15 protein-coding genes are annotated in these 20,688 nt (G+C 71.6%); 4 read left to right on the top strand and 11 right to left on the bottom strand.

Features of this window, described 5'->3' with window-relative positions; translation table 11 throughout:
- Positions 1–2: 2 nt before the first annotated feature.
- Genes D0Z08_RS32615 through D0Z08_RS07925 form a run of 4 tightly spaced genes read right to left on the bottom strand, consistent with a single transcriptional unit; the run spans position 3 to position 6,426 of the window.
- A complete protein-coding gene (locus D0Z08_RS32615; protein WP_220454099.1) occupies positions 3–668 on the bottom strand; it encodes a hypothetical protein in 666 nt (221 codons plus the stop codon).
- A gap of 20 nt (positions 669–688) precedes the next feature.
- Positions 689–4,261 carry a transcription-repair coupling factor gene (gene mfd, locus D0Z08_RS07935; protein WP_118924410.1) on the bottom strand — a complete coding sequence of 1,191 codons (3,573 nt, stop codon included), beginning with the start codon at positions 4,259–4,261 and terminating at the stop codon, positions 689–691.
- A 34-nt stretch (positions 4,262–4,295) separates the two neighbouring features.
- A complete protein-coding gene (locus D0Z08_RS07930) occupies positions 4,296–5,633 on the bottom strand; it encodes a serpin family protein (protein WP_118924408.1) in 1,338 nt (445 codons plus the stop codon).
- A 34-nt stretch (positions 5,634–5,667) separates the two neighbouring features.
- Entirely contained in the window at positions 5,668–6,426 is a 759-nt protein-coding gene (locus tag D0Z08_RS07925; protein ID WP_118924406.1) for a siderophore-interacting protein, read from the bottom strand.
- Between the two features lie 110 nt (positions 6,427–6,536).
- On the opposite strand from D0Z08_RS07925, the gene D0Z08_RS07920 reads away from it, so the two are divergent.
- Complete coding sequence (locus D0Z08_RS07920; RefSeq protein ID WP_147381363.1) at positions 6,537–9,638, top strand: patatin-like phospholipase family protein; 3,102 nt, start codon at positions 6,537–6,539, stop codon at positions 9,636–9,638.
- A gap of 33 nt (positions 9,639–9,671) precedes the next feature.
- Here D0Z08_RS07920 and D0Z08_RS07915 read toward each other — a convergent pair whose 3' ends face one another.
- Positions 9,672–10,445, bottom strand: coding sequence for an isoprenyl transferase (locus D0Z08_RS07915; RefSeq protein WP_118924402.1), 774 nt, complete (start codon positions 10,443–10,445; stop codon positions 9,672–9,674).
- A 111-nt stretch (positions 10,446–10,556) separates the two neighbouring features.
- On the opposite strand from D0Z08_RS07915, the gene D0Z08_RS07910 reads away from it, so the two are divergent.
- Together D0Z08_RS07910 and trhA are read left to right on the top strand one after the other, a co-directional pair.
- Positions 10,557–11,735: an AIM24 family protein gene (locus tag D0Z08_RS07910; protein ID WP_118924401.1), complete on the top strand. Its 1,179-nt coding sequence runs from the start codon at positions 10,557–10,559 to the stop codon at positions 11,733–11,735.
- Between the two features lie 82 nt (positions 11,736–11,817).
- A complete protein-coding gene (gene trhA, locus D0Z08_RS07905; RefSeq protein ID WP_118924399.1) occupies positions 11,818–12,558 on the top strand; it encodes a PAQR family membrane homeostasis protein TrhA in 741 nt (246 codons plus the stop codon).
- On the opposite strand, the gene D0Z08_RS07900 is transcribed toward trhA, so the two are convergent.
- Entirely contained in the window at positions 12,555–13,706 is a 1,152-nt protein-coding gene (locus D0Z08_RS07900) for a methyltransferase domain-containing protein (RefSeq protein ID WP_245993756.1), read from the bottom strand. The genes trhA and D0Z08_RS07900 overlap by 4 nt on opposite strands.
- Positions 13,707–13,710: 4 nt before the next feature.
- Positions 13,711–14,358 (bottom strand): UdgX family uracil-DNA binding protein, encoded by a 648-nt coding sequence (locus D0Z08_RS07895; RefSeq protein ID WP_118924397.1) that lies wholly within the window; start codon positions 14,356–14,358, stop codon positions 13,711–13,713.
- Between the two features lie 57 nt (positions 14,359–14,415).
- On the opposite strand from D0Z08_RS07895, the gene D0Z08_RS07890 reads away from it, so the two are divergent.
- A complete protein-coding gene (locus D0Z08_RS07890; RefSeq protein ID WP_118924395.1) occupies positions 14,416–15,138 on the top strand; it encodes a hypothetical protein in 723 nt (240 codons plus the stop codon).
- 12 nt (positions 15,139–15,150) lie between these two features.
- On the opposite strand, the gene D0Z08_RS07885 is transcribed toward D0Z08_RS07890, so the two are convergent.
- The 4 genes from D0Z08_RS07885 to D0Z08_RS07870 form a co-directional block, all read right to left on the bottom strand.
- Positions 15,151–16,644, bottom strand: a complete 1,494-nt coding sequence (locus tag D0Z08_RS07885) for an aldehyde dehydrogenase family protein (protein ID WP_118924393.1) — start codon at positions 16,642–16,644, stop codon at positions 15,151–15,153.
- 149 nt (positions 16,645–16,793) lie between these two features.
- Positions 16,794–17,696: a DUF1353 domain-containing protein gene (locus tag D0Z08_RS07880; protein ID WP_118924391.1), complete on the bottom strand. Its 903-nt coding sequence runs from the start codon at positions 17,694–17,696 to the stop codon at positions 16,794–16,796.
- A 35-nt stretch (positions 17,697–17,731) separates the two neighbouring features.
- Positions 17,732–18,499 (bottom strand): matrixin family metalloprotease, encoded by a 768-nt coding sequence (locus tag D0Z08_RS07875; RefSeq protein WP_182481222.1) that lies wholly within the window; start codon positions 18,497–18,499, stop codon positions 17,732–17,734.
- An 8-nt stretch (positions 18,500–18,507) separates the two neighbouring features.
- Positions 18,508–20,550, bottom strand: coding sequence for a thioredoxin domain-containing protein (locus D0Z08_RS07870; protein ID WP_118924387.1), 2,043 nt, complete (start codon positions 20,548–20,550; stop codon positions 18,508–18,510).
- Between the last annotated feature and the right edge of the window lie 138 nt (positions 20,551–20,688).

The following is a 20,688-nucleotide window of genomic DNA, read 5'->3' as shown; positions in this document are numbered from 1 at the left end:
GCTCAGCCGAGGGGGATCGGCGGCGCTTCCTGGGCCTCGGGGCGCTTGCCGCACAGCTCGTCGTCGGGGAGGTCTTGGAGCATCTCCGGCGTCGGCGCCTCCGTCTCGAGGGACGCCTCACCACTGACGGGCACCGAGAGCTGGTCGCCGGCGGGCACCAGGACGCGATCCTCGAGCTTGGCGTCGAACCGGGGGTTGATCGTGATGTCGTATTCGGTGGGGTCGGGCGTCTCGTCGGCCGCCGCCTCCTGGACCGCCAAGGAGAAGACGTACGCCTCGACGTACGCCCGCAGCGAGTCGCGGTCGTCCTCGTCGACATCGTCCCACCCGGGCGCGAGCTCGAGGCCCGGGTTCTGGGTCGTCACGTCGAGGTCCCGGTCCTCGGCGAACTCGGCGTCGACCAGGGACCCGACCCAGGCCTCCAGGATCCTCGACTGCGCGAAGGCGCGGCTGGTGGTCGCGGCGCTGGGGTCCGAGGCCTGCAGCGTGCAGAGGCCGTCGACGACCTCGGTGAGCTCGTCGAGCGTGATCTCGGTGTCCTCGACCTGGGCCGCGATGCCCGGCTGCGGCCCGTCGGCGCCGATCACGTTGTTGGCGCACCCGGTCGCAACGAGGGCGAGGCCGGTCGTCGTCGCAGCGACCACCAGGGTCCGTCCGACCTTCTTCACTTGCCGACTCCCCTTCACACTCAATCCTTCGGGTCGATCACCGCGTCGATCACAACGCGCGCCCATTCAAGCAGGGCGACCCCTTCGAGCGGGCGGCCGGTCGCCCCGGGAGTGCCGGGGCGCGGGACCAGGATCGACTCGGCCTGGGTCTTGACGATCGACTTGGGATACATCCGCTGCAGGCGGACCACCTTGGAGTCCGGGAGCACGACGGGCGCGAACCGCACGTTCTTGCCCATCGTGGTGATCTCCTTGACCCCCGCCTGCCGGGCGCGGGCACGGAACCGCGCGACCAGCATCAGCGCGACGACCGGCATCGGTGGCTCGCCGTACCGGTCGAGGAGCTCCTCGTTGATCTCGTCGACGTCGGCGTCGGAGCGGACCTCGGCCAGCCGCTTGTACATCTCCAGCCGCAGCCGCTCGCTCGGGATGTAGTCGTGCGGCAGGTGGGCATCGACGGGGAGCTCGATCCGGATCTCGTCGAGCTGTTCGGGCGCGTCATCACGGAAGTCGCGGACCGCCTCGCCGACCAGCCGGACGTAGAGGTCGAAGCCGACGTCGGCGATGTGGCCGGACTGCTCGCCGCCGAGCAGGTTGCCGGCACCCCGGATCTCGAGGTCCTTCATGGCGATCGCCATGCCGCCGCCGAGGTCGCTGTGCTGGGCGAGCGTCGCGAGCCGCTCGTGCGCGGTCTCAGTGAGCGGCTTCTCGGTCGGGTAGAGGAAGTAGGCGTAGGCCCGCTCCCGGCTCCGGCCGACCCGGCCGCGAAGCTGGTGCAGCTGGCTGAGGCCGAGCGCGTCGGCGCGCTCGATGATCATCGTGTTGGCGTTGGAGACGTCGAGCCCGGACTCGACGATCGTCGTGCAGACGAGCACGTCGAAGCGCTTCTCCCAGAAGTCGAGCATCACCTGCTCCAGCAGGTGCTCCCCCATCTGACCGTGGGCGGTCGCGACCCGGGCCTCGGGCACCAGCTCGCGGAGCCGGGCTGCGGCCTTCTCGATCGACTGCACCCGGTTGTGGATGTAGAAGACCTGGCCGTCGCGCAGCAGCTCACGTCGTACGGCGGCGACGATCTGTCGGTCCTCGTAGCCACCCACGTAGGTGAGGACCGGGTGCCGCTCCTCGGGCGGGGTGGTGATCGTGGACATCTCCCGGATGCCGGTGATCGCCATCTCCAGCGTCCGCGGGATCGGGGTGGCGCTCATGCTCAGCACGTCGACGGAGGTACGGAGCCGCTTCATCTGCTCCTTGTGCTCGACGCCGAACCGCTGCTCCTCGTCGACGATGATCAGCCCGAGGTCCTTGAACCGGATGTCGGGATTGAGGAGGCGGTGGGTGCCGACGACGATGTCGACGGTGCCGTCGGCGAGGCCGGCCATGACCTCGGCGGCCTCCTTGTCGGTCTGGAACCGGCTGAGCGCCTTGATGAGGAGCGGGAAGCCGCTCATCCGCTCCATGAAGGTGGACAGGTGCTGGCTCACCAGCAGCGTGGTGGGCACCAGGACCGCGACCTGCTTGCCGTCCTGGACGGCCTTGAACGCAGCCCGGACCGCGATCTCGGTCTTGCCGTAGCCGACGTCGCCGCAGACCAGCCGGTCCATCGGCATGGTCCGCTCCATGTCGGCCTTGACCTCGTCGACCGTGCTCAGCTGGTCGGGGGTCTCGTGGAACGGGAACGCGTCCTCGAGCTCGCGCTGCCACGGGCTGTCCGGCCCGAAGGCGTGGCCCTTGGTCGCCTGCCGCGCGGCGTAGAGCTTGATCAGCTCCGCCGCGATCTCGCGGACGGCCTTCTTCGCCCGGTTCTTGCGCTTGGTCCAGTCGCCGCCGCCGAGCCGGTCAAGGCTGGGCTGCTCACCGCCGACGTAGCGGGTCACCTGGTCGAGGGTGTCGGCCGGAACCATCAGCTGGTCGGGCGGTCCGCCGCGCTTGGAGGGGCCGTACTCGAGGATGAGGTACTCCCGGGTCACGCCCTTGACCTCGCGCTGCCGCATCTCGCGGAAGCGGCCGACGCCGTGCTGCTCGTGGACGACGTAGTCGCCCGGCTTGAGCTCCAGCGGGTCGATCTGCCGCTTGCGCCGCACCGGCATCGCCCGCATGTCGCGGGTCGAGGCCTTCTGTCCGACGACGTCCTCGCCGGTCAGCACGATCAGGCGACGGCCGTCAGCGGCGTCCAGGGCGAGACCGTGGGCGAGGTTGCCGCAGGTCACCGTCACCACGTCTCCGTCCGGCGGGCTGCCGGCCGGCAGGCCGTCGACCAGGCGGGCGGGGACGTCGCGCTCCCCCAGCGCCTCGACCATCCGCTGCGCCGGTCCGTGGCCCGCGTGCACCACCACCACGGTGTGCCCGTCCGCCCGCCACCGCGCGATGTCGGCGAACGCCTTCTCCACATCACCCCGGTAGGGATCGGTGGGGCGGGCGGCGATGCGTCGTACCTGAAGTTCGGGCCCTGATTCGTCCGAATTCGGGGCCGAAAGTTCAGGTACGTCGCCTTCCCCGAGCCCGAACGGGGAGAAGGTCCACCAGGACTGGCCGCGCTCGAGGGCGTGGGAGCGTACGTCGGCGAGCTCGTGGTACGACGCCGCCTGCAGGTCGATCGGGGCCTGGCCACCACCGGCGGCGGCCGCCCAGGAGGCGCCGAGGAACTCCTCGCTGGTCGCCACCAGGTCGTGCGCCCGCGCCCGCGCCCGCTCGGGGTCGAGCACGAGGACCTGGGTGCGGTCGGGCATCAGGTCGACCAGCAGCTCGAGGTCCTCGACGAGCGCCGGGATCAGCGCCTCCATGCCCTCGACCGCGATGCCCTGGGCGAGCTTGTCGGTGAACTCGCGCAGCTCCGGGTGGGCGCGACCGAGGTCGGCCGCGCGGGCCCGGACGTCGTCGGTGAGCAGCAGCTCGCGGCAGGGGGGCGCCCACAGCCGGTCCTGGGTGGCGATGGTCCGCTGGTCGGCGACCGCGAACGAGCGGATCTCCTCGACCTCGTCGCCCCAGAACTCGATCCGGAGCGGGTGCTCCTCGGTGGGCGGGAAGACGTCCACGATGCCGCCCCGCACGGCGAACTCACCGCGGCGCTCGACCAGGTCGACCCGGGAGTACGCAGCGCCGACGAGTCCGGCCACGATCTCGTCCAGGTCGGCGGCCTCCCCCACCGCGAGCTCGACCGGCGTCAGGTCGCCGAGCCCCTTCACCTGCGGCTGCAGGAGAGACCGGACCGGCGCCACCACGACCGACAGCGGGCCGGTGCCGGTCTGCGAACCGGGGTGGCAGAGCCGTCGCAGCACCGCGAGCCGGCGGCCGACCGTGTCGCTGCGCGGGCTGAGCCGCTCGTGCGGGAGGGTCTCCCAGCTCGGGTAGTAGCCGACGGTGCCCGGGTCGAGCAGGTCGCCGAGCTCGGCGACCAGCTGCTCGGCGTCGCGGGTCGTCGCCGTGACCGCGAGCACCGAGCGACCGGCGCGGGCGAGGCCGGCGACGACGAACGGACGGAGCGGGTCCGGGCCGGTCAGCTCGTGGGTGGCCAGCCGCCCGTCGGTCGCGTCGGCCACCGCGGCGTCGAGCGCCGGATCGGTGAGGACCAGGTCAGCGAGTCCGGCGAGCGTCACGTGGCCCGACGATATCGGGCCGCCCCGACGGGCCCTAAGCAGTGGGGTCCAGCACGCGACCGAGGAAGAGCGGGGTGCCGTGCTCGACGTCGTGGATCACGAAGAGGAAAGGCCGGTCGACGTGGAACGGCGTCGCCACCGGCGCGCTCGTCACGCCGATCGCCACCGCGGTCGCCGCGGCCGCCTCGGTGCCCTCCTCGTCGACCGCGATGAAGCCCTGGTGCACCACGGCCGCGACGTAGAGGTCGAGGTCCTCCGACGTCATCGGGCTGAAGTCGGCGCGGTCCGGGTCGAAGGCGGTCGGCATCCCGAGATCCGTCAGCACGTCCTTGAGAGGCGCGTCGCTGCGGAAGGTCCACCTGGGCAGCCTGAGGTCGAGCAGCGCGGGCCGTCCGCCCTCGACCAGCGCGGCGACGCCGCCGCCGGCGACCTGCCGCTCGATGTCGGCGAAGGCCTGCTCGTCGGGCAGCACGACCGTCATCGCGATCGCCCCGCCGGCGTACGGCAGCGTGGCGGCCTGGTAGCCCTGCCCGCTGCGCAGCGTGCCGGTCACGTCTGTGCTGTGCATGAGGTCGGTGGTGACCGTGCTCCCGTCCGCGCGCCGGAAGTCGCCGGGCGCCGTGAGCACCTTGTCGAACGGCCGCTCCCAGGGCGCCTTCAGGTAGATCGCGTTGACCAGGACGAGGCGGGTCAGGGCGTTGATCACGCCTTCGGGGATGAGCTCCTCGATCCGGTCGTGCGTCTGCCGCTCGACCCAGTCGTTGATGAGCACCCGCGCCACCTCGGCGGCGGTCTCGAAGTCGACGAGCCGGATGCCGGCGCCGTACTGCTCCGCGAGCGGGTCGAGGAAGCCGGCTTCCCAGCCGACGCCCTGCTGGCCGAAGAGCTGGTTGGCGGCGTCGATCGCGATCTCGGCCTTGCTCCCGTCGGCGCGCTCCTGCCGCCCGGCGAGCCCCTCGACGTGCGCGGTCAGCGCGTTGAGCCCCGCGTGGAACCGATCGTCGGCACCCAGCACCGTCCGCATCTCCTCCGCGGTGGTGCCGGCGGCGCCGTTGAGCGTCATGCCCAGCGCCACCGCGATGGAGTACGGCGACAGCACGAGGTTGCCGTCGCTCGGCAGGGCGGCATACACGCCTCCTCCGAAGCGGTGCATCGCGGCGACGACGTCGGGGACGGCGCCGGGATTGCCCGCGACGCGCTCCACGTGCGAGCTGACCAGCTCGATCTCCCCACCGCTGCCCACGTCCTTGCCTCCCGGTCGGTGCTTCCCGCTGTCGCCACCATCATCGCCGTCGCCGCCGCAGGCCGCCAGCAGTGGCTGGGCCAGCGCCGCGAGTACGGCGAACCGGATCGCATCCCTACGAGTGATCATGAAGCTGTGACGTCCCCTGCCCCGGTTCGGTTCCTCAGCCGGGTTCGGCGACGGCCTGCTCGCGCTTCCAGGCGCGGAACTCCTCGTCGACCAGGCCCCGCTTCCAGTAGCCGGAGATGGAGGCGGCGCGCGGGTCGACCCCCTGCGCGACGAGGTGGGGCCGGATCTCCTTCATCACGGCCTGGGCCTCGCCGTGCACGAAGACGTCGACGCGACCGTCCCGCCACGGCAGGTCGCGGACGGCTGCGGCGAGGCCCGGTGAGGCCGGGTCGTCGCGGTGGAGCCAGTGCAGGCCCACGCCTGCGGGGGCGGGAAGCGGCAGCTCCTTCGCTGCGCTGCCGACCTGGACGACGGCGTACCCCTGTGCGTCGGACGGCAGCGCTGCGAGCGACTGCCGGATCGCCGGAATGGCGGCCTCGTCGCCCGCGAAGAGGTGCCAGTCGGCCGTGGGATCGGGCGCGTAGGCGCCGCTCGGGCCGCGCACCGAGATCGTGTCGCCCGGCAGGGCGGTCGACGCCCACGGTCCGGCGATGCCCTCGGTCCCGTGCACGACGAAGTCGATGGCGAGGGTCCCGGTCTCCGGGTCGGGGTCGATGACCGTGTAGGTGCGCATCGTGGGCCGCTCCCCCTGCGCCAGCAGCTCCGGGTCGCCGAAGATCAGCTTCACGTAGCGATCGGTGAAGTCGTTGCCCAGGAACGCCGACAGGTCGTCGCTGCGGAAGTGCAGCCGAACCATCCCGGGACTGAGCTGCTCGCTCGCGGTGACGGTCAGGGGGGTGATCGGCTTCGACACGTGGCGAGGCGACTTGGTCGTTCCGAGGACGCCGCGCCGCGCGTCTCGCTAGCATCCGAAGTCTCAGGACCCAGCTCCAAGACGTCGGGGGACGGACCGCGGGAGGAACCGTGGAAAGCTCCGGATATGCCGAGCAACGGGACGAGCCGCGGGCCGGCAAGGGCGCCCGGATGGACGTCACGAGGGTCGTCCAACGCGGGCGCTGGCGGGAGTTCCGCCGTACTCTCCTGATCGCCGCCGGCCTGCTCGTCCTCCAGCAGCCGCTGCGATGGGTCGTGGACGCTCCCTGGTTCGTCGACCGACTGGACAGCGTGCACGAGTTCAACGACGTCGTTCCGGCGCGCATGTCCCTGATCGTCGACGTGATGCTCGTCGTGGCGTACGTCTTCGTCGCCTACCGCGCGTTCGGTCTCCTCCGCTCGTCCCGGGCCGAGGCTTGGCCCGAGTGGGCGGGCGGGGACCGCTCGCGGATCCCTCCCCCGTTGGTGGTCAACAAGGTCGGGCTCGCCCTCGTGCTCGCAGGCGCCGGGCTCGACCTCTGGGAGGACCTCCGGCTCTGGGTCCTCTTCGGGCAGGTTCCGCACGACCTGACGCTCGGCTTCGACGAGGTGTTCACGACCGGAGACGGTGGCCACGGCTACACGCTGGTGATGTGGGCTGTCGTCGCGGCCGGGTTCGGCTTCCAGGCGGTCAGCTTCATCGGGTTCCCCCGGGCGAGCGCCGACGGCCGGCCGGCGCTCGCCGAGCTCGCCAAGCTCGACAAGGGCGGCACCGTGATCTGCTGCTCGGGCGGCGGCATCCGGTCGGCGGCCTTCAGCCTCGGTGGCCTGCAGGCGCTCACGGAGCACGACATCTACCCGGACGCGCGGGCCGTGGTCGGCGTCAGTGGCGGAGGGTACGTCGGCGCGGCCTACCACGTGCTGCGCTGGAATCCGGTCGACAGTCCCCCGCGGGCTTGTGAAGTCGGCGAGAAGGACTGGGGGTCGCTCAACAGCGCCGAGCCGGCGTTCGCACCGGGCAGCCCGGAGATGCAGTGGCTTCGCCGGCACACGCAGTACGTCCTCAACGGCATCCGCATCGCGGCCCAGGGCGCGCTCTCGCTGATGTTCGGCATCGCCGTCAACCTGCTGCTCATGGCGGCGGTGCTCGGCGGCACCGCCTGGGTGCTGGCCTGGCTGATGCTCGCGTCAGGACGGCTCACCACCTGGCAGGGGACCGCGATCAGCGGCGAGCTCGCCGACGACTGGTGGTTCCTCGGCTGGGTGTGGCTGGTGCCCGCGGCGGGTGTCGCTGTCTTCCTCGTCGAGAAGGCCACGGACCGCCTCACCACCATCCCCTGGGGCGCGCGCAATTTCCTGCGCATCCTGACCGGCTACCTCCTGATCGGGGGTCTGGCGATGGTTGCGCTGCTTGTCGGCGTTCCGGCGCTCGTGGCCGAGCTGGCCGAGTACGCCGCGACCAGCGACTCGATGTGGGCCGGGCTCCTGCACCAGCTGGGGTTCGTGCCGACCGAGGTGTGCATGGATGCCTTGGCCTCGACCGACGCATGTGGGGTGAGCCAGGCGGTGGCCGAGGCCACCACCCCGTCCGACGCCGTCGCCGGCACGTCGCCAGCCACCGTCCCCGGGGTCTCGATCGCTACCGTGGTGGCGTCGATCCTGGCGGTGCTCGCGAGCGCCAAGAGCGCCGCCTCGGACAAGCAGGAGGCGGAGACCGCGACCCGGCTCAGCGGGCTGCTGAGCAAGGTGTGGACCAAGATCAAGGACCCGGTCGTGCCGTGGGCGGCCCTCGTTGCCGTCGCCCTCATCGCCATCACGGTGCTGCTGAGGTGGGTCGCCGTGCTCGTCGCGGACCCGGACCTGATCTCGAAGTGGGAGTACGCCGGGTGGTTCGCCGTACTCCTGCTCCTGACCAAGCTGATCACCGACGCCAACCGGACGTCCCTCCACCACTTCTTCCGGGAGCGGATCTCCTACGCGTTCCTCGTGCGGCGGAACGGGAACAGCGTCCAGCCGGTGCCCTACAAACGGGCGCTCCGGTTCTCCGAGGCGCTGCCGCCCGCCGGCCGGGGCCCGCAGCTCGTGGCGTGCGCGGTCGCGAACGTCAGCGACGAGGAGTTCGTGCCCTCGCGGCGCGGCTGCGTCCCGTTCGTCTTCGACCACCGCCAGATCGGCCTCACCGACCGGCTGCTCCCCGCCGGCGCGGCCCGGCGGGTGAGCGCGACCTATGAGTTCGCGGCGGACGCCCGGTACCGCGATGCCACCATCCCGGCAGCGGTGGCGATGAGTGCCGCGGCGTTCTCGCCGCTCGCCGGCCGGGAGAACGTGCGGCTCGGGCCCTACCGTGCGGTGCTCGCCCTCGGGAACGCCCGGCTCGGGGTGTGGCTGCCCAACCCGCTGTGGGTGGACGAGCTCGGCCTGGTCCGACGGCTGGTGCGGCTGCGCCGGTGGGACGAGGCGACCTGGATCGCTGCCGGGCTGCCCGATGGCGAGTACTCACGGCTGTCCGCACGGACCCAGGAGCACCTCGACGGCCCTGTCGACCGCGCCCGGGTCGTCAAGGACGAGGCTGTGGACCCGGCGGAACGGCAGGCCGCCGAGACGGCGCTGCACGAGATGCTCGCCGCGCTTCCCCAACCTGACCCGTGGATGGCCGTGGCGGGCGAGCTGGTCCGCGCCGTCTTCAAGAAGCCGGGCGTCTCACGACTGGCCAAGGAGGCGTTCGGCAAGGCCTCGGTCTATGACCGGTTCCTCTACGTCACCGACGGGGGCCACTACGACAACCTCGGGCTCATCGAGGCGCTGCGGCGGAAGCCGGATCGGATCTTCGTCCTCGACGCGTCCAACGACAAAGAGGACACGTTCCGCACCCTGGGCCGGGCCATCGCAACCGCGCGGATGGACCTCGACTGCGAGGTCGAGATGGATCCGCGCGGGATGCGCCGGCTGTCCGAGACCCGGTCCGGGGCGGCGTGGTGCCGGGGCCGTTACGAGTTCGCCGACCGCAGCGGCGAGGGCACGATCTACCTGGCCAAGGCGATCCTGCTCAACGACCTCTCGTGGGACATCGAGGCCTACTCCGCCGACAACCTCGACTTCCCGCGCACCAGCACCGGCAACCAGCTCTACAGCGAGTTCGATTTCGAGGCCTACCGGGCTCTCGGCACTACCGCGGTGCGCAAGCTGCTCGCGTCCGACGACTATCGTGCGTAGACCGCAGCTCGTCGACCTGCGGGAGGAACCTGGTCAGGACCCGAATCGGCGCTCGCGCAGGGCGTAGGCGCGGATCGCGCGCAGGAAGTCGACGCGTCGGAAGTCCGGCCAGTAGGCCTCACAGAAGTAGAACTCCGACTTGGCGCTCTGCCACAGCAGGAAGCCCCCCAGCCGCTGCTCCCCGGAGGTGCGGATCACCAGGTCGGGGTCGGGCTGGCCCTTGGTGTAGAGGTGCTCGGCGATGTGCTCGGGGTCGATGATCTGGGCGAGCTCCTCGAGCGACGTCCCCTTCGCGGCATGCTCCTGGAGCAGGGAGCGTACGGCGTCCGAGATCTCGCGGCGTCCGCCGTACCCGACGGCCACGTTGACGATCATCCCGTCGACGTCGGCGGTGCGCTCGGCCGCGGTCTTGAGCCGGGCGGCGGTGCCGGCGGGCAGCAGGTCGAGCGCGCCGACCGGGTTGAGCCGCCAGCGGCGCTGGTCGGCCAGGCTGTCGACGGCCTCCTCGATGATCTCGAGCAGCTGCTCGAGCTCGGCGGCCGGCCGGTTGAGGTTGTCGGTCGACAGCAGCCACAGCGTGACCACCTCGATGCCGATCTCCTCGCACCATGTGAGCAGCGGCTCGATGTTGGCCGCCCCGGCGCGGTGTCCGTGGGCGGTGTCGCGGCCGACGGCCTTGGCCCAGCGCCGGTTTCCGTCGAGCATCACTCCGACGTGCTTGGGCAGGTTGTCGGGCATCCGGCGCAGGACGCGGTTCTCGTAGGCGGGGTAGAGCACCCGGCGAACGCCCCGCTTCCAGTCGACCACCTGACGATCGTAGCCATTGCCGCGTTCGGCGCGGTGTTCTTCCTCCGTGGTTGCGGGGACTGACACGATGGGCTACCGAGGACGCAACCTGACCTTCGAGAGGAACCGACGATGACCGCCGCAGCCTGGCACCCGGACCCCACTGGCCGACACGAGCTCCGCTACTGGGACGGGACCCAGTGGACCGAGCACGTCTCCGACGGCGGTGTGCAGTCGGTGTCGCCTCTCACCCCGCCCGAGGAGCCCACCGCACAGTCCAGCAGGGAGTCCAGCGCACAGGAGACGGCGACGCCGGCGACCCAGGACCTGGCCGCCACCGACCGCCCCGAGGGACAGATGGACGAGTCGCCGGCCGACGACGCCTTCATGATGGAGACCCGCGTGGTCGGGTCGCCGCCGGCCGCCGAGCCTCCGTCGTACGAGCCGATGGCCGAGGCCCCCGCCGCCGAGGCGCCCGCAGCCGAGGCACCGCCGGCCGAGACACCGCCGGCGTACGAGCCGATGGCCGAGGCGACCCCGCCCCAGACTCCGATGGCCGGCGACCCGTACGCCGCGCAGCAGTACGCCGCCCAGCCCGCTGCCGCGCCGGCGGCGTCCCCGGGCTACTCCGCCATGCCGGGCATCTCCGGCGACCTCGTCGACGGCCGGTTCGCCGAGAAGGAGTCCGGAGTCGGGCCGTCCCTCCAGAACAACCGACTGCTGCGGGTCCGCATCGCCGAGCCGTTCATGGCCCGCCAGGGCGCGATGGTGGCCTACCAGGGCCAGGTCCAGTTCGCCTACCAGGGCGGCGGTGCCGGCAAGTTCCTGAAGAAGGCGCTGACCGGTGAGGGGCTGTCGCTGATGCGGGTCGAGGGCGCCGGTGACGTGTTCCTCGCCAGCGCGGCCGAGCACGTCCACATCCTGCACCTCAACAACAGCGGCATCTCGATCAACGGGGCGCACGTCCTCGCGTTCTCGGCCGGCCTCGACTGGAACATCGAGCGGGTCAAGGGCGGCAGCATCGCCGCGGGCGGCCTGTTCAACACCACCCTGCGCGGCAACGGCTGGGTCGCGATCACCACCGACGGCGAGCCGGTCGTGCTGAACGCCGCCGAGGCGCCGACCTTCGCCGACACCCAGGCGATCGTCGCCTGGTCGATCGAGCTCCAGACCTCGATCAACAAGTCGTTCACCGCGGGCTCGCTGATCGGACGCGGCTCGGGCGAGGCGTTCCAGGTCTCGTTCGCAGGCCAGGGCTTCGTGATCGTGCAGCCGTCCGAGGGCGCGATCGTTCCCCCGCACACGCACTGAGCCGGACCAGCCCCCCCGAGGTGCTCGCCGTCACGTCGACGGGGACGCCCGGGGGGCTGGCGCCGCCCGATAGCCTGCCCCTATGAACCAGGCACTCCACCAAGCGAACGAGCGCGTTCGCGCGGGCCTGGAGCAGATCGGCGACGAGATCCGCGAGACGATCGCCGACGTCAAGCCGAAGCTGCGGGGGTGGCTGCACCTCGGGTCCACTCCCCTGATCGTCGCCGCCGGCATCGTGCTGATCTGCCTGTCACCGACGGCGACCACCCGGATCGGCTCGGCGCTCTACGCGACCACCGCGATCCTGCTCTTCGGCACCTCCGCGATCTACCACCGCGGCACCTGGTCGCCCAAGATGTGGCTGATCCTCAACCGGTTGGACCACTCCAACATCTTCCTGCTGATCGCAGGCTCCTACACGCCGTTCAGCCTGATCCTGCTCGACGGCATGAACCGGGTCCTGATCCTGTCGGTGGTGTGGACCGCCGCCGTGCTCGGCATCGCGTTCAAGGTGTTCTGGCCGTCCGCTCCGCGGTGGCTGTCGGCGCCCATCTACATCGCCATGGGCTGGGCGGCCGTCTTCTTCATCCCGGCGTTCTTCGACGGCGCGGTCGCGCTCGGGCTCGGCATCGGCATCGCGACCTTCGTGCTGATCGCGGTCGGCGGTGCGCTCTACACCGTCGGCGGGCTCGTCTACGGCTTCCAGTGGCCCGACCCGTCACCGCGGGTGTTCGGCTTCCACGAGGTGTTCCACTCGTTCACGATCGTGGCCTTCGCGGCGCACTACGTGGGCGTCTCGCTCGCGACGTACTCACTGCGCTAGGCGCGGGTGAGCAGCACCAGCACCTCGAGGTGCGCGGTCTGGGGGAACATGTCGAGCACCTGGGCGCGGATCGGCAGGTAGGACCTCATCGTCGCGAGATCCCGGGCGAGCGTCTCGGGGTTGCAGCTGGAGTAGAGGACTGCGGCGGGTCCGCTCTCCTCCAGCCGGGCGGCCAGCTCGGCGCCGAGGCCGCGTCGGGGCGGGTTGACCACGACCAGGTCGGCACGCTCCTCCAGGAGGTACGCCGTCGCGTCGCCGGTCACGAACCGCACCCGATCCGCTGACAGCCCGGCGCCGTCGCGGCCGCGCTCTGCCGCGGCCACAGCGTCGCCGCTGATCTCGATCCCCGTCACCGCGCGGCCGGGAGCGGCGAGGTGCAGCGCGAACCCGCCCACCCCGCAGTAGAGGTCGTGGACCGTCGCCGGGGCGAGCTCGTCGACCCACTCCTGCGCCGAGCGGTACAGGGCGGCGGCCACGTCGGTGTTGGTCTGGAAGAAGCTGCGCGGGCCTAGGTGCAGGGTCAGCCCGTTGACCTCCATCGGCAACGTCTCCTGCTCGGTCAGCACCAGCTCGCGCTCGCCCTCGAGCAGCGCGGCGTGCGCCGGCTGGACGTTGATGGTCATCACCCGGAGCGCCGCCAGCTCCCCGAGCAGCCACGGCAGGTGCTTGCGGATCCGCGCCTCCGCCTCGGTCGACCGCAGGACCCAGCGCACCATCAGCTCACCGGCCGGCGACTCCGTGACGAGCACGTGCTTGAGCTCGCCGTTGCGCGTCGGGACGTCGTACGGCGCCAGCGCCGCGCGGGTCACGAACCCGGCCAGCACCGGCAGCGCGGCCTGGATCCCGGGAGTGTGCAGCGCGCAGTCGCGCAGGTCCACCGCGCCGCGGCCCGGGTCCCAGAGGCCGACGCTGGGAGCGTCGATCGTCCCGCCGACGACCATCTTCGCCTTGGTCCGGAAGCCCTCCGGCGCGCTCGGCACGGGCGGCAGCCACTCCGGCTCGGGCCGATGGCCGAGGCCGGCACGCACCAGCTCCCGGGTCGTCGCGTGCTTGGCGGCGAGCTGGTCGTCGTACGGCCGCTCGAGCCAGGTGCACGACCGGCACTCGAACCGGTCGTAGTGGCCGCACTCCAACAGCAGACCGGTCACGCACTCATCGTAGGAGGTCGGCTGCGACGCGCAGGTCGGCGACGAGGGCGTCGTACGCCGCCTCCCGGTCCTCGGTCCGCAGCACCGCCGAGGGATGGGTCGTCGCGACGACCCATTCCGGTGGCTGCGCGACCGGGTATGCCTCGGGCCAGGCGACCGGCCGGCCGCGGGCATCACCGACCCGGAACGAGGCGCCGAAGACGGCCTTGCCCGCGGTGCCGCCCATCACGACGACTCCGGTCGGCGCCACCACCTCCAGCTCCGCCTCGAGCCACGGCCGGCACGCCGTGACGTGGCCACGCGCGGGCGACTTGTGGATCCGCTGCTTCCCGCGCCGGCCGGACCAGCGGAAGTGCTTGACGACGTTGGTGCGGAAGACCGACTCCGGCTCGATGCCGGCGTCGGCCAGCGCCCGATCGAGCAGCTTGCCGGCGGGGCCGACGAACGGCTCGCCGGCGCGGTCCTCCTGGTCGCCGGGCTGCTCACCGAGCAGCACCAGGGCGGCGCCGGGGTCGCCGTCGCCCATCACCCCCTGGGTGGCCTCGCGGTACAGGTCGCAGCCCTCACACGCCTGCACGGCCTCGCGCAGGCCGGTCAGGCTGGGGTCGTCGGGGACCCACTGCCCCGCACCGACGTACTTCGCTGCCGCCATGCGTGCGCGGTACCCGAACCGGCCGCGCTCACCACCGCGCCGCCCTAGAGTGCGCGCATGGGAATCGCGCTGGACCGGCTCGAGGCGGACCCGGTGCTCGCCACCCTCGCCCAGCTGCGGGCGCGCATCGGCGCGCGCTTCCCCGAGCGCGGCCTCTACAGCGTGTCCGGCGAGCTCGTCGAGCTCGCGGAGCGCGTGGCACAGAGCTCCGTCCAGAACCGCAATCGGCTGCACGTCGTACGGATCGTGTCGCGGGTGGTGATCGTCGTCGTGGCCGCGCTGACCCTGGTCGCCCTTGGCTTCGCGGTGCGGTCCGCAGCGATGGAGGGCCCGGAGCACGACGTCGAGTGGCTGTCCCTGGTCGAGAGCGGCGTCAACGACCTGGTGTTCGCGGCGGTCGCGATCTGGTTCCTCTACACGGTTCCGGAGCGGCTGCGGCGGTCCGAGACCCTCGCGCTGCTCCACGAGCTGCGCTCGCTCGCGCACATCATCGACATGCACCAGCTCAACAAGGATCCCGAGCGGTTGCGGGCCTCGTTCACCCCGACGGCCGTCAGCCCGGCGATGGACCTCACCTCCGAGGAGCTCGAGCACTACCTCGACTACTGCTCCGAGCTGCTCAGCCTTGTCGGCAAGACGGCTGCGCTGTGCGCGGAGGAGTCACGGGACGCGGTCGTGCTCGACACCGTGTCGACGATCGAGACCCTCACCATCGGCATGTCGCGCAAGGTCTGGCAGAAGATCACGGTCCTCAACGAGGTACGTCGCTCGGCGGGCTGACGTCGTACGGCGTCAGGCCTTCTTCTTCTTGTTGCCGCGCCCGTAGAGCGCGTTGACCAGCTTGCCGGCCCGCTGCTCGTCCTTCTCCGTGCGGCCGAAGGTCGTCATCGCCAGTGCCGGCTTGAACCGCTGGCGCGTGATCGCGTGGGCGTAGGTGAACTCCTTCAACCCGTCGGGCCCGTGGATCCGTCCGAAGCCGGACTCACCGATGCCGCCGAAGGGCAGCGAGGGCACGCCGGCGAACGCGATCACGGCGTTGATCGAGGTCATCCCGGCCCGGAGCCGCTCGGCGATCTCCTGGGCCCGTGCCTTCCCGAAGACGGTCGATCCCAGCGCGTAGGTCGTGGAGTTGGCCTTGGCGACGGCCTCGTCCATGTCGCGCACCTTGGTGACGGTGACGGTCGGGCCGAACGTCTCCTCGGTGATCGCGGTCGAGTCGTCGGGTACGTCGACCAGCACGGTCGGCTGGACGTAGCGCTCCCCCACCGACTCGGGACCGCCGACGACCGCGCGCCCACCGCGGGCGATCGCGTCGTCGATGTGACGCCGGATGATGTCGATCTGCGACGGCATCGTGATCGGGCCGAGCTGACCGCCCGGCTCCGCGGCGAGTCCCTTGGCCTGGTCGGTGAGCTGGCGGAGGAAGTCGTCGTAGACCCGTTCGTGGACGTAGACCCGCTCCACGCCGGCGCAGGTCTGGCCGGCGTTGGCGGCGGCACCCCAGATGGCGGCCTCGGCGGCCGCGTCGAGGTCGGCGTCCTCGTCGACGATCATCGCGTCCTTGCCCCCGGCCTCCATGAGCACCGGCGTGAGCGTCTCGGCGCACGCCGCCATCACCCGGCGAGCCGTGCCGGGTGAGCCGGTGAACGCGACCTTGCCGACACCGGCCGCGCACAGCGCACCCCCGGTCTCACCGAAGCCGGTGACGACCTGGAGCACCGGGCGCCCGATGGCCTCGAGGAAGGACCGGGCGAGCCACTCGCCGATGCCGGGCGTGTGCTCGCTGGGCTTGAACACCACGGCGTTGCCGGCGGCGAGGGCGTACGCGATCGAGCCCATCGGGGTGAAGACCGGGTAGTTCCACGGCCCGATGACCGCGACCACGCCCAGCGGCCGGTAGGCGACGCTCGCGGCCTGGTTGGCCATGATCAGGCCGGGTGCCACACTCCGGCGCTTGAGGACCTTCTCGGCGTGACCGGCCGCCCAGTGCAGGTGGTCGATCGCGAGCGTGATCTCGAGCGCGGCATCGCCGGCGGGCTTGCCGTTCTCGCGCTGCACCAGCTCGACCAGCTCGTCCAGGTGCTGCACGACGTACTTCTGCCAGCGGACCAGCCGCTCCTTGCGGCCCTTGAACCCCAGGCTCTCCCACCAGCTCGCCTCGATCCGGGCACGTTCGACGACCGCGTTGACGTGGTCCGCGTCGTGGATCGGATGGGTGCCCACGACCTCCCCGGTGGCGGGGTCGAGCGAGTCGAACGTGGCAGTTGTGGGAGCAACGGTGGTCATGGTTCGAAAGTACTGCTCCGCCTGGTCCCCCGCACTCCTCGATGTGCTCCCACGGACCTCGGTGTGCTTGCGGGGTGCTGTGACCAGTCAGAGCGGCGAGGTAGTGGACCTATCGCCGAGGTAGTGCCCTTTGCCTCTGAGAGGCCGCGTCAGCCCGACGTGCCGACGAGCAGCACGGTCCACACCAGGCTCGCCGCGAGCACCAGCCCGATCAGCACCAGGCCGGCGACCGGCGTACGGCGGGCGACGCGCTCGGCGACCTGGTAGAGCCCGGTGACGGCGAGGAGGAGCACCGTCACGTGGAGGAGTACGGCGAGCGCGATGCCGGTCATCGCGCCGGCGATCGCGAACCTCCCCCACGCCAGGCCGAGGACGAGCGGGATGACGATCGCGCCGGCGAGCCCGCCGGCCAGCTCCACGACGAACCCGCGGTCGGCGCCCATCCAGGGCAGCCAGGCGACGACGTCGAACAGGTCGAGGGTGGCGATGGCCCCGAGGACGGCCACGAGGAGCAGGGTGCCGAGCGCGGTGACCTGGTAGCGCAGGTGCTGCGCACGGGACCACCCGTCGGAACCGTGCCGGATCGTCCCGAGCGTGACCGCCGACCACACCAGCCAGCGCCGGATCAGCGGGATGTAGCTGTCTCTCATCGCCCGGCGGAACACCAGGTCGGCCGCGACCCGGTCGATCGGGTCGGCATCCGGTGGGTACCCGGTCGCCACGTAGTCCCTGCGACCGACCATCCCGTCGTGGAGGAGCGCGGCGGGCAGGTGGGCGCCGGTCTTCGGGACCAGCCAGGTGAGCAGCGCCGGGACCGACGTGAGGTCGGTGTCGAAGGTGTCGAGGTCGGCCGGCACGAGGATCTCGCCGTACTCCTCGTCCTGGTAGGCGATCCGCCGCAGCATCCGGAACGACTCCCGGGCGAGGCCGCCCGACTCCTTCTCGACCCGCTCGAGCATGATCTTGGCGCGAAGGTCGGGGCGTGGGTCGCCCGGCGGGAGGCCGCCGTCGTAGAACGCGGCCGGCTGAGGTGTGGTGGGCCCGAGCTCCATCCTCCGATTGTGGCGCTGCCTCCGACGCTACGGGGTCAGGCGCACCTGCCCTCGCCGAGCCGGACCAGTCCGTTGAGGTCGCCGGTGCCGAAATCCGACTTGCCGACGTTGTCGGCGAACATCAGCTCGTCGGTCGAGTCCACGTGGTCGAGGCCCACCAGGTGGCCGAGCTCGTGCAGGAGGACCGCCCGGCCCTGCTCATTGTCGCCGAGGACCGGATCCATCTCCTCGAACGCATCGCTGTCGAGGGTCACGCCGCCGGTGACGTAGCGGAGCCATCCCTCGGGCTGGACCTCCACCGCCACCGCGCCGCCGATGCCGGCGACCTCGTCCTCCAGCTGGGGCACCTCGCTCTCGGTCGCCCACGCGATCAGCACCGGCTCGTGCTGTCCGAGCGAGGGCACGAACTGGCGGTCCCACTCGGGGCGGCGGTCGGTGCGGCCGTCGTACACGAACTCCAGGCCGGTGTAGTGCGCGACGACCTCGATCGCGTCGGCGACGAACTCCTCGGTGTCCTCGGCGTCCTCGGGCGCGCCGTCGGGATTGATCTCGTAGTGGATCTCGTCGCACGGGTCCCAGGCCACCGGCTCCTTCAGTGCGCCCGGTTGGTGCTCGAGGAACGCGTAGGTCCCACCCGGCGGTACGTCGGCCGGGTCGCCCAACGGCTCCTCGCCGATGCCGAGCGCCCGCCGCAGCCCGGCCGGACCGTCGGCCGGGGCCCACAGGATGATCGCGCCGAGCACGATCAAGCTGATCAGCAGTGCGAGTCCCGAGCGCCAGCGCTCGCTCAGCGGGGTGTCCACGCCCGGCCTTACCCGAGGTCGTCCGGCGAGGTCACCGGGCGCTCGCAGACGAAACCGCGGCAGACGTACGCCGCCGCCCGGCCCTCGACGGCCGTGCGCCCGGCCAGCAGGGGTACGTCGTCGCGGGGACCGTCCGCCACGACCGCCACCGCCCCGGGGAGCCGGCGGGCGCGGGCAGCGAGGGCGTCGCGGTCCGGGCCGGCGGGCCCGACGACCGCGACCTCGAGCGGTCCGTCGAGCATGGTGTGGGCCGCGGCGAGCGACCAGCCGGTGAAGCGGGGCGCCCGCTCGGCGAGCCCGGCTACGGTCGCGAGCACCTGTTCGGCGGCGTCCCGGTACCGGCCCTCGCCCGTCAGCGCATGAGCGGTCACCAAGGCGTGGATCATGCTGCTGAAACCGCTCGGCGAGGCGTTGTCGCCCGGGTCGCGCGGGCGCGCCACGAGTGCCTCGGCGTCCTGGTGGGTGTCGAAGAACCCACCGTCGGGCGCGCGGAAGCCGTCGAGCGCGTGGTCGAGCAGCCCGGTGGCGAGGGTCAGCCAGCGGGCGTCGCCGGTCGCCTGGACGAGCGAGAGGAAGCCGGACGCGACGCAGCCGTAGTCCTCGAGGACGCCGGCGTGCGGACCGGCCACGCCGTCACGGGACACGCGCAGGATCGACGTGCTGGTCGAGCCGCCGTTGTCGGCCGAGCCTGTCGAGACCACGTGGATCCTCGCGAGCAGCTCTGCCGCGGCGACAGCGGCGTCGACGTACTCCTGCTCGCCGAGGAGCAGGCCGGCGTCGCAGAGCCCGGAGATGGCGAGGCCGTTCCACGCGGCGACGACCTTGTCGTCGAGGCCGGGGCGCGGCCGCTGGTCGCGCACGTCGAGCAACCGGGCGCGGACCTCGGCCAGCCGGGCCCGCTCGTGGCTGTCGGCCGGGTAGTGCCGCAGCTGCAGGGTCGAGGTGCCGTGCTCGAACGTGCCCTCCTCGGTGACCGAGAACAGGTCCGCCGCCCAGGCGCCACGGGCCTCACCGAGGGCCTCGACCAGCTGCGCCGGCGTCCAGGCGTAGTAGGCGCCCTCGACGCTCTTGCCGGTCGCCGGATCGGGACTGTCGGCGTCCAGCGCGGAGGCGAAGCCACCCTCAGGCGTGCGCAGCTCGCGGATCAGGAAGTCGGCGGTCTCCCGGGCGACCCGGTCTCCCGTCTCGGTGCCCAGCCGCGCGTACAGGCCCACCAGCTGGGCGTTGTCGTAGAGCATCTTCTCGAAGTGCGGCACCACCCAGCCGCGGTCGACGGCGTACCGGGCGAAGCCCCCGCCGAGCTGGTCGTACATGCCGCCGCCGGCCATCGCCGCCGCCGTCCGGGCCAGCATGTGCCGGGCCTGCTTCACGGTCTCACCGTCGGCGTCGGTGGTCGAGCTTGTCGAGACCCGCCGGAGGAGCTCCAGCACCATCGTGGGCGGGAACTTCGGAGCGTTGCCGAACCCTCCTGCCATCGGGTCGAACTCGTTCGCCAGCGTGGCGACTGCACCGTCGAGCAGCTCGCGGGTGATCGGCGCCGACGGCAGGTCGCCGGACATGGCGAGGTGCTCGCGCAGCTGGTCGGCCACGCGTCGTACCTCGTCGCCGCGGTCCTGCCACGCCTCCGAGAGCGCCGCCAGCACCTGGCGGAACGACGGCGAGCCGTGCCGCGGCTGGTCCGGGAAGTAGGTGCCGGCGAAGAACGGTGCGCCCTCGTGGTCGAGCACGACCGTCATCGGCCAGCCGCCGTGCCCGGTCATCGCGGTCGTGGCCTGCATGTAGACCGCGTCGACGTCCGGCCGCTCCTCGCGGTCGACCTTGACGCTGACGAAGTGCTCGTTCATGAACGCCGCGGTCGCGTCGTCCTCGAACGACTCGTGCGCCATGACATGGCACCAATGGCAACTGCTGTAGCCCACGCTGAGGAGGACGGGCACGTCCCGCCGGCGCGCTTCTGCGAACGCTTCCTCGCTCCATTCCCACCAATGCACGGGATTCTGAGCGTGTTGGAGCAGGTACGGACTGGTCGCGGACGCCAAGTGATTCGGCACGCTCCCCACGCTAGCCCGCGCTCGTCGAGGGACCGAAAGGACCTGAGTGATACACGAAACGGCTCGAGAGTGATACACGAAGATCGCCGCCACTGGTTGGCAGTGGCACGTGTATCAATCTGGCGGCTCGTGCATCAC

It is taken from the genome of Nocardioides immobilis, from assembly GCF_003515065.1.
GTDB classification, from domain to species: domain Bacteria; phylum Actinomycetota; class Actinomycetes; order Propionibacteriales; family Nocardioidaceae; genus Nocardioides; species Nocardioides immobilis.
Note: the sequence above shows the minus strand (reverse complement) of the source record. Positions and strands in the feature narration are given on the sequence as shown.

Coding starts and splice junctions, on each gene's coding strand:
- D0Z08_RS07885 (WP_118924393.1), bottom strand. CDS start 16,644: ATGACCACCGTTGCTCCCACAACTGCCACGTTCGACTCGCTCGACCCC.
- D0Z08_RS07930 (WP_118924408.1), bottom strand. CDS start 5,633: ATGATCACTCGTAGGGATGCGATCCGGTTCGCCGTACTCGCGGCGCTG.
- D0Z08_RS07910 (WP_118924401.1), top strand. CDS start 10,557: ATGACCGCCGCAGCCTGGCACCCGGACCCCACTGGCCGACACGAGCTC.
- D0Z08_RS07880 (WP_118924391.1), bottom strand. CDS start 17,696: ATGGAGCTCGGGCCCACCACACCTCAGCCGGCCGCGTTCTACGACGGC.
- D0Z08_RS07890 (WP_118924395.1), top strand. CDS start 14,416: ATGGGAATCGCGCTGGACCGGCTCGAGGCGGACCCGGTGCTCGCCACC.
- D0Z08_RS07895 (WP_118924397.1), bottom strand. CDS start 14,358: ATGGCGGCAGCGAAGTACGTCGGTGCGGGGCAGTGGGTCCCCGACGAC.
- trhA (WP_118924399.1), top strand. CDS start 11,818: ATGAACCAGGCACTCCACCAAGCGAACGAGCGCGTTCGCGCGGGCCTG.